This is a genomic window from Hyphomicrobium sp. D-2 (genome assembly GCF_029872155.1).
Classification (GTDB): domain Bacteria; phylum Pseudomonadota; class Alphaproteobacteria; order Rhizobiales; family Hyphomicrobiaceae; genus Hyphomicrobium_A.
The window spans coordinates 965,550-979,396 of the sequence record NZ_JARXLA010000008.1 but is presented as its reverse complement, the minus strand read 5'-3'; the positions used below and the strand labels follow the sequence as shown (position 1 = coordinate 979,396).

General features: G+C 62.4%; 12 protein-coding genes. 1 reads left to right on the top strand and 11 read right to left on the bottom strand.

Features of this window, described 5'->3' with window-relative positions; translation table 11 throughout:
• Nucleotides 1–123: 123 nt before the first annotated feature.
• The 6 genes from QEZ49_RS16965 to panB all read right to left on the bottom strand — a co-directional run bounded on the left by QEZ49_RS16965 (nucleotide 124) and on the right by panB (nucleotide 6,584).
• Nucleotides 124–606 (bottom strand): DNA polymerase III subunit chi, encoded by a 483-nt coding sequence (locus QEZ49_RS16965; RefSeq protein ID WP_280388519.1) that lies wholly within the window; start codon nucleotides 604–606, stop codon nucleotides 124–126.
• Nucleotides 607–1,158: 552 nt separating this feature from the next.
• Entirely contained in the window at nucleotides 1,159–1,443 is a 285-nt protein-coding gene (locus QEZ49_RS16960) for a hypothetical protein (protein ID WP_280388518.1), read from the bottom strand.
• A gap of 147 nt (nucleotides 1,444–1,590) precedes the next feature.
• Nucleotides 1,591–2,952: a ribosome biogenesis GTPase Der gene (gene der / locus QEZ49_RS16955; protein WP_280388517.1), complete on the bottom strand. Its 1,362-nt coding sequence runs from the start codon at nucleotides 2,950–2,952 to the stop codon at nucleotides 1,591–1,593.
• Nucleotides 2,953–3,227: 275 nt separating this feature from the next.
• Nucleotides 3,228–4,553, bottom strand: a complete 1,326-nt coding sequence (locus QEZ49_RS16950) for a PQQ-like beta-propeller repeat protein (protein WP_280388516.1) — start codon at nucleotides 4,551–4,553, stop codon at nucleotides 3,228–3,230.
• A 76-nt stretch (nucleotides 4,554–4,629) separates the two neighbouring features.
• Nucleotides 4,630–5,490, bottom strand: a complete 861-nt coding sequence (locus tag QEZ49_RS16945; RefSeq protein WP_280388515.1) for a tetratricopeptide repeat protein — start codon at nucleotides 5,488–5,490, stop codon at nucleotides 4,630–4,632.
• Between the two features lie 158 nt (nucleotides 5,491–5,648).
• A complete protein-coding gene (gene panB, locus QEZ49_RS16940) occupies nucleotides 5,649–6,584 on the bottom strand; it encodes a 3-methyl-2-oxobutanoate hydroxymethyltransferase (RefSeq protein ID WP_280388514.1) in 936 nt (311 codons plus the stop codon).
• 348 nt (nucleotides 6,585–6,932) lie between these two features.
• Here panB and QEZ49_RS16935 point away from each other — a divergent pair, with 348 nt between their 5' ends.
• Nucleotides 6,933–8,627: a L,D-transpeptidase family protein gene (locus QEZ49_RS16935; RefSeq protein WP_348534830.1), complete on the top strand. Its 1,695-nt coding sequence runs from the start codon at nucleotides 6,933–6,935 to the stop codon at nucleotides 8,625–8,627.
• A 120-nt stretch (nucleotides 8,628–8,747) separates the two neighbouring features.
• Here QEZ49_RS16935 and QEZ49_RS16930 read toward each other — a convergent pair whose 3' ends face one another.
• The 5 genes from QEZ49_RS16930 to prfB form a co-directional block, all read right to left on the bottom strand.
• Entirely contained in the window at nucleotides 8,748–9,329 is a 582-nt protein-coding gene (locus tag QEZ49_RS16930) for an NnrU family protein (RefSeq protein ID WP_280388513.1), read from the bottom strand.
• Nucleotides 9,330–9,402: 73 nt separating this feature from the next.
• Nucleotides 9,403–10,323 (bottom strand): 50S ribosomal protein L11 methyltransferase, encoded by a 921-nt coding sequence (locus QEZ49_RS16925; protein ID WP_280388512.1) that lies wholly within the window; start codon nucleotides 10,321–10,323, stop codon nucleotides 9,403–9,405.
• Nucleotide 10,324: 1 nt separating this feature from the next.
• Nucleotides 10,325–11,137, bottom strand: a complete 813-nt coding sequence (locus tag QEZ49_RS16920; RefSeq protein ID WP_280388511.1) for an RNA methyltransferase — start codon at nucleotides 11,135–11,137, stop codon at nucleotides 10,325–10,327.
• Nucleotides 11,130–12,068: a class I SAM-dependent methyltransferase gene (locus tag QEZ49_RS16915; protein WP_280388510.1), complete on the bottom strand. Its 939-nt coding sequence runs from the start codon at nucleotides 12,066–12,068 to the stop codon at nucleotides 11,130–11,132. The genes QEZ49_RS16920 and QEZ49_RS16915 overlap by 8 nt, the downstream gene beginning before the upstream one ends.
• Before the next feature lie 536 nt (nucleotides 12,069–12,604).
• Nucleotides 12,605–13,736, bottom strand: a protein-coding gene (gene prfB, locus QEZ49_RS16910) for a peptide chain release factor 2 (protein ID WP_280388509.1) whose coding sequence is annotated in 2 segments (ribosomal slippage) — nucleotides 12,605–13,666 and nucleotides 13,668–13,736 — 1,131 coding nt in all. Because the reading frame shifts where the segments join, the coding sequence is not laid out codon by codon here.
• Nucleotides 13,737–13,847 lie beyond the last annotated feature (111 nt).

Below are 13,847 nucleotides of genomic sequence, written 5' to 3'. Positions count from 1 at the left end.
CCTCGCACCAATCAGCGCTGGCGGCCGGCTCTCCGAAGGAGAGTCGCCAGCGCAAAAAACAACCACGGCCGGCTCCGCGAAGTGGAGTCCCTGGCGCAAAGAAAGAAGCCCTTGCAAAGGGCGTCACGCCTTGCGTTCCCACTTGCCGCCGCTGCTCTGCTGCCAATAGGTGACGGGACATCCGGCGCCCTTGGCCGCTTTCCATTGGCCGCGCGCAATCTGCACCGCGTCGCTATCGTTGCCGTCGAACATGTAGACGATGCGCACAAAGCCGGAAAACGCCTCGGCCTCGGCGCCATCGACCAGAAAACGCACGCCCGCTCCGTTCGGCGTTTCGCCCGTGGTGGTGAGATACACCGGCTGCTCGGCGGCATGGCCATCCTTCGCGGTGCCGTGCGGAACAAAGCTGTCGTCGCGAAACGTCCACAACGCCTGATCGATAACCGCCAGCCGTTCCGCCGAGCCAGCCTGCACAACCGCGCGCCAGCCCCGTTCCAGCGTCTTCTCGACCAGCACCGGCAGCACCTTCTCAAGCGGCTGCTGTTCCAGATGATAGAAGAGTACTTCCGTTGCCGGCGCTTTATCCGCTGCTGCCTGATCGGTCATCTCGAAACAAACCCTCACGCCCAAGCCGGTGCCGACGTTCGCTCAGCGTCATGTCCAATGCACCAGACGGACGAAAACGCATCACGGCGAGCGCGTCAAACGCAACCGACATGACATCGCGTTCATGATCGCAGCACTGACGAGGGCGCAAAGCAGAGTTGCTGCGCTGCAAGGGCGAATTACCCTTGCGCCTTCTAACCCTCTTTCCTACTTATGAAAGTCCGGAACGGCGCCAGACGTGCGGCTGTCGTCCGTGTGGACGGTGAGCCAGGCAGCATCTTCGGGTTCGCTGCCGCTCCCGTCCGCTGAATATTCCCACCGGCTCACACAGACTGGCTCATCCAGACCGGCTCAATCCATGCGCTGAGAACGACGCGCCGCTTGGCTGCATGCTGATGCATTGCCCGCTGGCATCTCTCGCGCGTCGCCGGTGCTAGTCGTTTATCGATCCGGCGCGCCCGACAAATTTGCAGGGCGCGCACCATGTTGTTGCTGTCAGATTGCGGAGCGGATTGCTGTGCCCCGAAGCCCGCGAATGGACGCGGCGGCCGATTACTTCTTGGCCAGATAGCGGCGCGGCACCATGCCGGCATCGACGAGCGCGCGCACGCAACGCGGCGACAGCGACTTGCGCTTCGACGTCATGCAGCTGCGCAGCTCCGGCGTGCCGATGGAGTAAGCAGCGCACAGGCGATAGTAATCGCGCTCGCAAGCGGAGTTGACCTTGGCCGTATACGCATCGGCCGGAGTAGCGAACGCTACACCGAAGACTGCCGCTGCACCCGCAACGACTGCGCAGAAAACCGGGCGCACCCGGCTGTGTGAGCACCTGTCCATTGGTCCCTGTTCTCTTTTTTGAGTTTGCCCCGGGCTCACTGCCCGCGCGCCTGCTTTCGTCCCCGCCACAGCCACGCGAATCAAAGTTAACGCAGGCCCCGCAGTTAGGCCAGTAACAGCACAGCACGCTGGCCCAAAAAAGTACTCTCAGCGCTTATGCTTAGCGTAGGGATTTTCGCCTTTGCGCAGATTGAGCCGCACCGGAACACCGGGAAGCTTGAACGCCTGCCGCAAGCTGTTGGTGAGATAGCGCAAATACGACTGAGGCATTTCATCCGGGCGCGTACAAAACGCGACGAAGGTTGGCGGACGCGTCGAAGGCTGCGTGATGTAGCGGATCTTGATGCGTCGCCCGCTGACCGCCGGTGGCGAATGACGCGCCAGCGCTTCTTCGAGCCAGCGATTGAGGTCCGCCGTCGACACGCGTCGGTTCCAGGTGTCGTAGGCTTCCAGCACCGCAGCGGACAATCGCTCGACACCCTTGCCGCTCAATGCCGACAGAGTCACCAGCGTAACGCCCGGCACCTGCGCAAGGCGATCATTGAGTGTTTCGCGCAGCGCCTTCAGCGCCTGCTGCTTGTCTTCGACCAGATCCCACTTGTTGACCGCGACGACGAGCGCGCGCCCTTCCTCGGCGATGCGATCGCCGATGGTCAGATCCTGATGTTCGAACGGGCGCTCTGCATCGACGAGCAGCACAACCACCTCGGCGAAACGAATGGCGCGGATGGCATCCGATGCACTCAGCTTCTCGGCCGTTTCGGTGATCTTGGCCTTGCGTCGCAATCCTGCGGTATCGAACAGGCGCACCCGGCGACCGTGCCATTCGACATCGCTGGGAACGGAGTCGCGCGTCAGCCCTGGCTCGGGTCCGGTGATCATGCGCTCTTCACCCAAGATGGCGTTGACCAGCGTCGACTTGCCTGCATTCGGCCGCCCGACGATGGCGACGCGGATAGGCCGCTCGGTTGCGGGCAGCGGCTCGGCCGCGTTCTCGCGGTCTTCCTTGAGGCCCAGCGCCGACAGCATCTCTACCATCAGATCGCCCAGGCCCTCGCCATGCTCGGCGGAGATCGCAACCGGCTCACCGAAGCCAAGTTCAAAGGCGGCGTAAAAACCGTCTTCGCCAGCGCGGCCCTCGCACTTGTTGGCGACGAGAATGACGGGACGTCCAGAGCCACGCACAACGCGGGCGAACGACTTGTCGTCCGGCGTGATCCCGTCGCGAGAGTCGATCACGAACAGCACCAGATCGGCAGCCATCAACGCCGCCTCGCTCTGCTGGCGCATACGTTCGGCAATCGAGCCGCGCTTGGCCTCTTCAAGTCCGGCGGTATCGACCAGCCGGACGGAGTGACCGCCGATGTCGGCCTGTTCCTCACGCCGGTCGCGCGTGAGGCACGGCATGTCGGACACCAGCGCCGAGCGCGTGCCGGTCAGGCGGTTGAACAGTGTCGACTTGCCAACGTTGGGGCGGCCGATAATGGCGATGACGGGTTGTGACGACATGGGGAACTCGGCCGGCCGAAGGTTTGATTGAAGGCTGCGCGGGCGCGCATGCTCCCGTGCTTATGGCGTATTCGCTGCAATCAGCATAGCCGGACCGCCCGTTCAGATACGTTAAGCCTCAGATCAGCCGTCAGCGCCCGGTGCGGAAGTTGGCGGAGCAGCGCAGGCTTGCAGCGGATTGCAAACGACATCCGGCGCGACGCATGGGACATGCGCCGCCGCTTCAGTTGCATAAGCTGTTTCGGCAGGATTGGGGGCGTTGCCCTCCGCTGGGATCAGCTGATCGCCAGCAGATTGGCCTTGTCGGTCAGCACGTACATGCGCCCCTGAGCCACGACCGGCGCGATAAACACCGGTTGGCCGAGCTCCTTCTGGGTCACGATGCGGCCGGTAGTTGCCTCAACACCCACCAGCGCGCCACCGGCTGACGTGAGCCACAGCGTTCCACCGGCCAGCGTCGGCCCTGCCCACGGCCCGTTGCCGGGCAGCTTCACGGTCCACTGCGTCTTGCCGTCGTTGCGCGACAGGCCCATCAACTGACCCTGCGTATCGACGACGAACACGCTGCCACCCGCAACCCATGGCGTCTGAATGCTCGGGATATTTGCGGTCCACAGACGCTCGCCACTGTCAGCGTGGGTGGCGACCATGCGGCCGGCATGCCCGACGGCAAACACGATCCCACCATCAATGGCAGGGCGTGCCGCGTCGCTCATCGACGCAATCTGGGAGGTCATGCGCGTGCGGGCCAGATTTTCCGACCAAAGCGACGAGCCGTCCGCAATGCTGAGCGCCAGCAGGTCGCCCGATGGATAAGGGACGACCACCACGTTGCCATCCACGGCAGGGCTGGCGTTGTTGATCAGACTTGCCTGCTGCGGCAGACCGCGCACCGACCAGAGCTCACCGCCGTCCGCACCAGCCAGACAGAAGAAGCGACCGTCGAGCGCAATGACATAGACCCGGTCGCCAACCGCGGTCGGCGAGGAGCGGATCGGCGCCTCAAGCTGCTTTTCCCAAATGGCCTTGCCGGTTTGCGGATCGAGCGCGACGACATTGCCGAAGCCGCTGGCGGCATAAAGCCTGCCGTTATCCATGGCCAGACCGCCGCCGAAGCCGCCGCCATCGGAGCCACCACCAAGGCCGAGCGAGAACCAGCTACCGCCGCCGGTTTCGCGCTTGGGCTTCAGCGAGGTGCGCCACAGGGACGAGCCGGAAGTGGAGAAGGCGCTGACGTTGCCTTCGGCATCGAGCGCGTAAATGTTGCCGCCGTAGATGATCGGGCGGGCGGTGAGGCGGCCGGAGCCGCTGGAACCTGTGCCTGCGTTCGCAGTCCAGGCGGTATTGGTGCCACCGTTGAAGGCGAGATTACCCGGCGCGTTGCTGGGCTCGCCACCGGGCTGGCTCCAATTGTCATTGATGCGTGGCGCCGGCAGCGTGATCGGCGTGAAGGCATCGGCCAGTTCGCCCGTCTCGGGGCCCTTGGGCGCCATGACCGGAACACGCCGGCCAGGCAGAGGCACCTGCTTTTCAGCGAACGGATTGAGGTCACCAAGCTTGGGCAGCGAGGGGCCATCGCCCGCACAGCCGGAGAGCAGCACGATGGAGCAAATCCCTGCTCCCGCCCAACAGCTCCGGTGTAGCCAGTCCCTCATGTGCCCCCGCTTGGCCTTCAGCTCAGTCTTTTTTGGCCGGTTCTGATGGCGATGTTGCACCCTCTGATGGCGTTGGCGTGGCAGCCGAAGACTGATCGGCATTTTCCACTGCCGGTGCAGGCGCAGGCGTCACTTCCGCAGGCTTAGCCGCGTCGGCAGCCTTTGCGCCGGCTTCCGGAGCGGTTGTCTCTGCCGCGTCGGCCTTCTTGCCACTGGCTGCCAATTCGCCGGCAGCGATCTCAGCCATGATGATCTGCGCCCGGGTAGCGATGCTCTCCGGCACTTCCTGTTCGACAAACAGCGGCGTCAGCAGCGCACGGGCGTCGGTGAACTTGCCGGCGCGGAATGCCGCCAGCCCCAGCAGCTCACGGGCGCTGTAACGCCAGGGCGCGCCTTCGGCCATGAGAGGGGTGAGGCGGCTCTCCAGCTCGGCAAAATCGGCCTCATCTAGCCGCAAACCTGCGGCCTGCAGCGTCGCGAAACCGCGCAGAACCGAATCAGCCTGCCCGTCGGTGGCGAGGCGTTCGAAGGTTTTCAGAGCATCGGCGCGATTGCCGTCACGATACTGCGCTCCGGCGAGTTGCAGCAGCGCCAGTGCGCGATAGCCGCCCGATCCGTCGGTCGCGAGCTTGTCGAAGTCCTGCTTGGCCTCGGCGTCTTTCTTGTCGGCCATCTGACGCAGCGCGGCTTCGTACCGGGCGCCGGAATCATAAGCTGCCGTTGCGCGCTGGTTTTCCCAGTACTTGTAGCCCAGAACGCCCAGCACGATCACCACAGCTCCGGCGATGAAAAAGGTGCCGTAGTCCTTCCAGATCTTTTCGAGGCGTTCCCGCCTCAATTCCTCTTCGACCTCGCGGAAGAGACCATCGTCCTGCTGTGACATCGCTCGCTCTTTCAGCCTTGCAATCTGGCACGTTCATTGTCGGGTGGCTCAAAAAGGCCACCGACAGGCGCATACATACCCCACGATGCCCCCCGCGCAAGTCATTGTCGGCACTTACACCGATCAAGTTGCGCGCCAAGGCCGCTGCCGAAGCTTCGCTAAGGGGTTTTAATCCGTTTCGACGTCGTCCGACCGGTTCCCTCGGCAGGCGTTCCAGCATCAGCGGTCGTTCCACCGCCTCTGGTGGTCGCGCGCCGGGCCTTGGAGGGAGTTCCGTCGATCATGGCATAGGTGTGCTCCGGCGTCGGGAAGGCGCGGGTCCGCACATCGTGAGCGTAATCGCGGATTGCGTCCTCGATCACCTCTGCCACTTTGCCGAACTTCTTGACGAAGCGCGGCACCCGGGGGCTGAGGCCCAGCATATCTTCCATGACGAGGATCTGGCCGTCGCATGCAGGCGAAGCGCCGATACCGATGGTCGGCACCGGAACAGAAGCGGTGATCCGCTCGGCCAGTGGCTCGGTGATCGCTTCCAGCACGATGGCAAACGCACCGGCTTCAGCCACCTGACGGGCATCTTCCTCGATTGAGACCCATTCCTCTTTGGTGCGTCCCTGGGCCTTGAAGCCGCCGATGACGTTCACCGACTGGGGGGTCAGGCCGATGTGAGCCATGACTGGGATGCCGCGCTCGACGAGATAGCGGATCGTGGGCGCCATGCTCTTGCCGCCCTCAAGTTTAATCGCGCCGCAGTCGGTTTCCTTCATGACGCGCGCGGAGTTACGGAATGCCACCGCCGGGCTTTCCTCGTAGGAGCCGAACGGCATGTCTACCACTACCAGCGCATGACGGGCACCACGGACCACCGCGCGGCCATGCATGATCATCAGCTCAAGCGACACCGGCACCGTTGTCTCGAAGCCGTGCATCACCATGCCGAGACTGTCGCCGACAAGCAGGAAATCGCAGTGCTTGTCGGCGATGGCCGCAGTGTGCGCGTGATAGGACGTGAGGGCGACGATCGGATCGCCCCGGCGCTTCATCGCTGCAATGTCAGGCGCCATCAGGCGCTTTGTGGTGCTGTGTACGGACATCTATCGAGATTACACCCTTTAAGGATCGACGTCTTTGAATTTAGCGGCGCAGCACCAAGTCGCTAACCACTCCTGCTTCGCCGCCTCCAACTCCAATCCCGGCTTTTAACCCCCGGTGCGCCCATCTGGTGCCGGTCCGGCCCGTTTCCAAGCCGGTTGGGCTTGTTTGCCTTAGATTGTTATTTGAAAAACTTCTAATTCATGAGCTTGCTAACGGAACCTTAGTCTTAAGATCATCAAATTGGGGCACCATTCGACAGTAACGTCAAATTCCTGCATTGGGGGCTCCCTTGCACACGTTAGCCATTTCCCACATGAGCGCCTGGCCCCGCGGGCTGCGCCTTTCGACTGCCGCATTCGTCGCCGGGCGGCCTTCTCGTCGCTGCAACGCCAGATCGCGCTGAAGCCCAGTTTTACCCCTGGGGAGGCTGGAGCAATGCCCAGCCCTGGCAGCAGCAAAAACAGCCGCGCCGGGTCCGCCGGGCGCCGCGGCAATACGTTGAACCCACCAACGAGAAACCCACGGCCGCGCTGCCCAAGCCCAGCGGCCCGCTTGTGATCGTGGTGTCGCTGAACCGCCAGACGCTGACCGTCTATGACGACGGTAAGCAGATCGCCAGATCACCGATCTCCAGCGGTAAAAGCTCCAATCCGACGCCCACCGGCGTTTTCTCAATTCTTGAGAAGAAGCAGCGTCATTTCTCGAACCTGTATAATGGCGCGCCAATGCCATTCATGCAGCGCCTGACCAATTCGGGCATCGCCTTCCACGCGGGCGAATTGCCAGGCTATCCGGCTTCGCACGGCTGCATCCGGCTGCCGTACAGCTTCGCGCGCAACCTGTTCGAGATCACCGACGTTGGCGCCCGGGTTATCGTCAGCAATGACGATCTGACCCCGGTACAGTTCAACAGCCCCGATCTCATCAATCCGCTGCCGGCCGAAGTGGCCCACGACGCAGCGGGCAACGCGATGCAGACGGCTTCAGCTGGCGGCGTTTCCGACCTGCTGATCAGCCGGGCCAACGCGGCAACCGCATCGCAGACCCTGACGCGCGGCATGGCGGCCTCGTTCCGCTCAAATGAGCGTAACCGCCTCGCCAACGGCGTAACCGAAGCCGAAAATGCCAAGGCTGCAGCCGATGAGCAGGTTACGGCTGCGACCAAGGCCGTGCAGGACGCCAAAGAGGCCATCAAGACTGCACGCGCTGAGGATGCACGTCTGGCCAAGAGCGTGCGCACCACAGCCGCTTCCGCTGCCAAGGAAACCAAGAGCTTCAAGGCCCTGACCGCGAGACTGGCAAAGATTGACGCCAGCAAACTGGATGCGGAAGCGCTGGAGAAGCAGTCAGCCAACGAGCTTGCCGAAGAAAAGAAGATGGTTGATGCCGTCGAGGCTGCAGCGGCAGCCAAGAAGGCAGCGACTGAACAGGCAGCCAAGACGAAGCAGGCCATCGCCGATGCCGCCGCGCTTGAGAAGGCACGCAAGATTGCTGCCGACGACGCCAAGCAAGCCGAAACAGTTGTGGCCGACGCCCGCAAGGCGCTGGCTGGCGCAGACGCCCTGGAACAGCGCAAGGACATGCCGGTATCGGTATTCATCAGCGCCAAAACCGGCCGCCTGACAGCCAAGCTTGGCTTCGTGGAAGTGATCGATACGCCGATCACGATCGCAGACGAAGGCCAGCCGATTGGCACGCACGTTTTGACAGCCACGCACTTCACCGAAGGCGATCGCAATCTGCGCTGGAATGCAGTGACGATGGGTCCGAACTCATCGACGCCGGCATATTCATCGCGCAAGCGTCGTCATCTTGACGAGGAATACGTCCGCAGCGCCGGCCACAACACCGACCCTGCGCACGCTCTGGAGCGTATTCAGATCCCGCACGATGTCAGCGTGAAGCTGGCGGAGCTGATGAAACCCGGCTCCTCGTTCATCATCTCCGACTTCCCGCTGAGCCGCGAGACGAGCGAGCGTACGGAGTTCGTCGTGGAACCGTGGCGCAGCCGCCCCGACAGCTCGTACTATCGCTATTACTAATAGCCAGATCGGCCGCACAACAATCGCGGCTGAGACAGCTGACCGCACCAATAAAAACGCCGGATGGGAGCCCCCGTCCGGCGTTTTTTATTCAGGCAAGCCCAGAGGCCAGATGGAATTTCACGACAGAGGCGAAACGCCAATCACCATCTGATGCAGATAAAGCAGGATGACCGCATAGAGCGCCGCGCCGATCACCACCACAAGAATGTCGTTGCTCCACGGACCGGTGCTGCCGCTGAAAACGCCTGCAAGTTTACGGCGCTTGATGATGATCCGCTCATAAACTGCGAAGGCCAGGAAGCTGCCGAACAGCACCAGCGAAGCCAGATCGCCATTCGCGATGAGATGCGCCAGCGCCCAGGTCTTGATTGCAACCAGCAGCGGCTGCTTCAACGCGGCGCTGATGTGCGAACGGAAAAACGCCGCCACAAATGCAATCATCGCCGGCAGCATCAGCGCCAGCGCGATGTGACGCGTCCAAACCGGCGGATCCCACAGCACGGGGTTCTTGCCCGGATGGAGCTGCAGCTTGTGGAAGCCCAACACAATCAGCGCCAAACCGATCAGCGACATGAGTCCGAAAGCGATATGATAACCGCGCTTGCCGAAGCGCGTGATCAACCCGTTCTTCAGATCGACATTCAGCGGCACGAGGTGGGCTGTGAAAAACACCAGCAGCCCGATCACCATCACCAGCATAAAACCCTCCCCAGGAGTTCTTTCCCAATCACGCCCGCTCCGATCATTGTGGCACTGCGGAGCAGACGCGTCCTTATGGCAGATAGCCGTTGTCGAGGTTCAGCGATTGCTGTGCAACCTCTTTTCCATTTGCGTCGACATGCGCTGCCGCCCACGCAACGTGCGTTCCCCCCTCTTGGGAGGTATGCGACTGCAAGATAGCGTGGATCGTATCACCGCTCTTGGCCGCAATAGGTGACAGCAGCGGAAAATACAGCTGCTCCCAATGTGTGGGGGCCGCATCCGGCGCGGTTGAAAGCGTAATACCTGGCACCAGTTCCGCATCCCACCAGACGACAAAGCCATATACAGTCGCGTCGGCGGCAAGCTGCCAGCTTACCTCACCGGAGCGCGCACCATCCGCGTCGGAGCCAAGCTCGACGGTGTCCCAGATCTTCGCCGCAAGCAGCTCGTCCGGCTTCAGTGTACGCACATAGATGTTGTTGAGGCTCATGGTGCGGGCGATCGACATATCGAAGCCGGTTTCATCCCACACCGCGAATTCGTTCTGGATGCGCGGCGCGATCACCGGCGCGACATACTGCACGATGCGCTGCGGGATCATGACGCCGCCCGGCTTCAGAAAGCGCGCCTTTGCGTCCGCCAGCGTCTCGATGATGTGCTCTTCCAGCGCGTAGTTGCCCAGCGTTTCAGAGACGATCACATCGACCTGCGGCGGCTCCACCATCTCGGTGGAATGGCACGGAATGAGATGGCAGTTCTGCGCGCTGTTAGCCTCGATCAGTGCTTCCGCCACCGCGCCGACTTCGGCAACCTCGTAAAGATAGACATCGCGCGCACCGAGCTTTGAGGCCATTAGCGCCAGCAGGCCGGTTCCGGTGCCGATGTCCGCGACGGTTGTTTCGCCCTCGCGGATGACGGATGCCAGCGCCTTCTGGAACGCTTCATTGCGCGGACGATCAGCGATCAGCGTGCGGTGATATTCAATGCGCATGTCAAAGGCTCAGGTTGGGGCCGCGGATCTGATACAGAACGAGGGCGGTGGCAACGGCGAGGTTGAGGGAGTCGAGCTGCCCCGCCATCGGAATTTTGACGAGGCGTGTGCAGGCTGCGGTCAACTGCGGTGACAGGCCGGGGCCTTCGCTTCCCATCGTCAGCAAAACCGGCGCGCGATAAGAAGCTGTGCGGAAATCCTCCGCGCCTTCCAGATGCGTGCCGACGATATCGCCGCGCCAGCCGCCGAGCCAATCGATGAAGGCCGCGCGTTCGGTGCGCACCAGCGGCACAGCAAACACCGATCCCATCGTCGCGCGCACGCATTCGTGGGAATAAGGATCGCAGCAATTGCCGATCAGGATGATGCCCGCTGCGCCAACGGCATCGGCGGTGCGGATGATGGTGCCGAGGTTGCCGGGATCGCGCACTTCTTCCAGCGCCAGCCACACCTCACCGCCAGAAACCTTCGTTGCGTTCGGCAACGGCTGCCAGCGCTGCTGGAACACGCTGAGCATGTTCTGCGGATTGTCCTTCGAGGACAGTTTGCCGAGCACGGCTTCCGAAACTTCAAGGCACTCGACGCCCGATGCCAGCGCCCACGACACCAGCCCCTTGGCAACGCCCGATCCAGCGCTGCCGGAGCGGAACACCAGCGTTTGCGGCTTAAAGCCGTTGTCGCGCGCTGTGATGAGCAGCGATGTGCCTTCGGCCACGAACAGCCCGGTTTCCTTACGCGTCTTGCGCATCTCTAGCGCGCGGATGGCCTTGATGCGCTCGTTCTGCAGGCTGGTGATGGGTTTGGGTTCAAGCATTGGTATCGCCTGACCAGCGTGTGAACAGCGACGCCGGCACCGCACGCGCATCCGGTGCACCACCCTCTTCACGGATGGCAAGTTCACCGGTTTGAAACGCACCGCCGCGCCCCGCCAGCACTTCGCGGCACAGCTGGTCGAACGCAATCGTCGATGCGCGGATCGCGTAAACCGTCAGCACCAGCGATGCGGCGGGCGCCAGCAGCGCCGCGCAGTCGCGCATCAGCGGCGGCAGGCTGGTGAACAGATCCCACACCTCACCTTCCGGGCCGCGTCCGAACTTCGGCGGATCGACGAGAATGATGTCATAGGTTTTGCCGCGCCGGACTTCGCGCGCAACGAATTTCGCCGCATCATCCAGTATCCAGCGGATCGGCGCAGCGCCGAGCTTCGATGCAGCCTGATTTTCCTTGGCCCAACTGATGGCCTTCTTCGACGCATCAACATGGGTGACGTGCGCACCCGCTGCCGCTGCGATAAGTGACGCCGCTCCGGTGTAGGCAAACAGGTTCAGCACGCGCACCGGCTCATCGCCCGCCGCGCGCTTGCGCTGCTCGATGCGTTCCACCATCCATTCCCAGTGCGGCATCTGCTCGGGGAACAGCCCCATGTGGCGGAAACTGGCCAGACGGCAGATCATCGTCGCCGTGCCGACCTGCACCGGCCAGCTTTCCGGCACCGGCTTGTCGATGCGCCAGCGGCCTTTGTCTTCATCGTCATCACCGGCAAACACGGCATTGGCGCTACGCCAACGGCTTTCCGGCGCACGTGGCGTCCACAATGCCTGCGGTTCAGGGCGATCAACCACCACCGAGCCGAACCGCTCCAGCTTGCGACCCGCACCGCTGTCGATCAGGCCATAGCCGCCAAAGCCTGCCGTTTCGATGAGATCAAGGTGCCGGAGCCCGGACGGTTCGTGCGAAGTTTTCATAGTTGCTGTCGGCTTCCTTGGTACCGCATTAGGCTAAACCGCTATTAACCGCACACGGATGTTCCGCTTCAGGCGGGAACGCAGCATGCTGGATCGCTCTAACGTGCAGCGTCTAGCACCGCTGCACATCAATCTGCGTAAGCAGCATGGAGGTATCCCATGACAACGTGCGCATGCGGCAATTGCCAGTTTTTCGACACTCAAGGCAAGATGACGAGACAAAAAAACCGGGATTCGGGCCTGTGCCGGTTCAATCCGCCCATGGCTCAGGCGGATGCGGGCGAGCCCGCAGTCTGGCCGCGCGTTGATTCGCGCGACTGGTGCGGACACTTCGCTGTCACCGTCGAACGCTTCATGACGGCCGCGGAGTAAGCCCGAAAAGCTGCAAGGCTTAAAGCGCGCGGTGCGAGGGGCTTTTGAACCCCTGCGCGCCGCTTTGCTTTGTTTGTTGCGCTCGGCGACTCCGCTTTGCGGAGCCCCCAATGAGCACCGGCGGCCGGCTCCCCACAGGAGAGTCGCCGGTGCAAAAAGCGAACTTAGTCGAGGTCGGCAACGTCGACCGGACCGCCGCCCTTGATCCGCTGCGCCAGCGCACTTTCGATGAACTGGTCGATGTCGCCATCGAGAACCGCATCGGGATCGGTGCTCTGCGAGCCGGTGCGCAGATCCTTCACCAGCTGATAGGGCTGCAGAACATACGAGCGGATCTGGTGGCCCCAGCCGATCTCGGTCTTTGAAGCCGCTTCAGCGTTGGCCTTGTCCTCGCGCTTCTTCAGCTCCAGCTCGTAAAGGCGCGCCTTCAGCATTCCCCAGGCAATTGCCCGGTTCTTGATTTGCGAGCGCTCCTGCTGACTGGCAACTGCGATGCCGGTCGGAATGTGCGTGATGCGGACGGCTGAGTCCGTGGTGTTCACGTGCTGACCACCGGCACCCGATGAACGGTAGGTATCGACCCGGCAATCGCTTTCGTTGATCTGGATGTCGATGTCGTCATCGACCACCGGATACACCCACACCGACGCGAAGCTGGTGTGTCGGCGGGCGTTGGAATCGTAAGGCGATATACGCACCAGACGGTGCACGCCGGACTCCGTCTTCAGCCAGCCATAGGCATCCTGGCCCTTGATTTCCATCGTGACGGATTTGATGCCAGCTTCTTCGCCGGGGCTTTCTTCCAGCGTTGAAACCTTATATCCGCGCTGCTCCGCCCACCGCATATACATGCGCGCCAGCATGGAGGCCCAGTCCTGGCTCTCCGTGCCACCGGCGCCGGCATGCACTTCGACATAGCTATCGTTACCATCGGCTTCGCCGGACAACAGCGCTTCGATGCTGCGCCGCTCGGCGTCGGCAGCCAGCTTCTTGAGCGAGATTTCGCCTTCGGCCACCGTCGCGTCATCGTCCTCGGCTTCGCCAAGTTCGATCAGCGTCACGCCGTCGTCGAGACCACGCTCGATGTCCTGATAAATCGCGATCGAACGCTCAAGCTGCTGGCGCTGGCGCATGATCTTCTGCGCCAACTTCGGGTCGTTCCAGATGCTTGGATCTTCCGCGCGCTTGTTCAGTTCGGCTAGGCGTAGCGGGGCAGTATCCCAGTCAAAGATGCCTCCTCAGAAGGCCAAGAGCCTCCTTGATGGAATCGACGAGCTTTTGCGCTTCGGCACGCATAGTTGCCCTCCGGGGGATGGGTGCGATTTCAGGATGTGCGGCTTGATATAGTCGCCGCTAACGAGACTGTAAACGCGGACGATACTGCGCGGGCCAATTGGCCATAGCGAT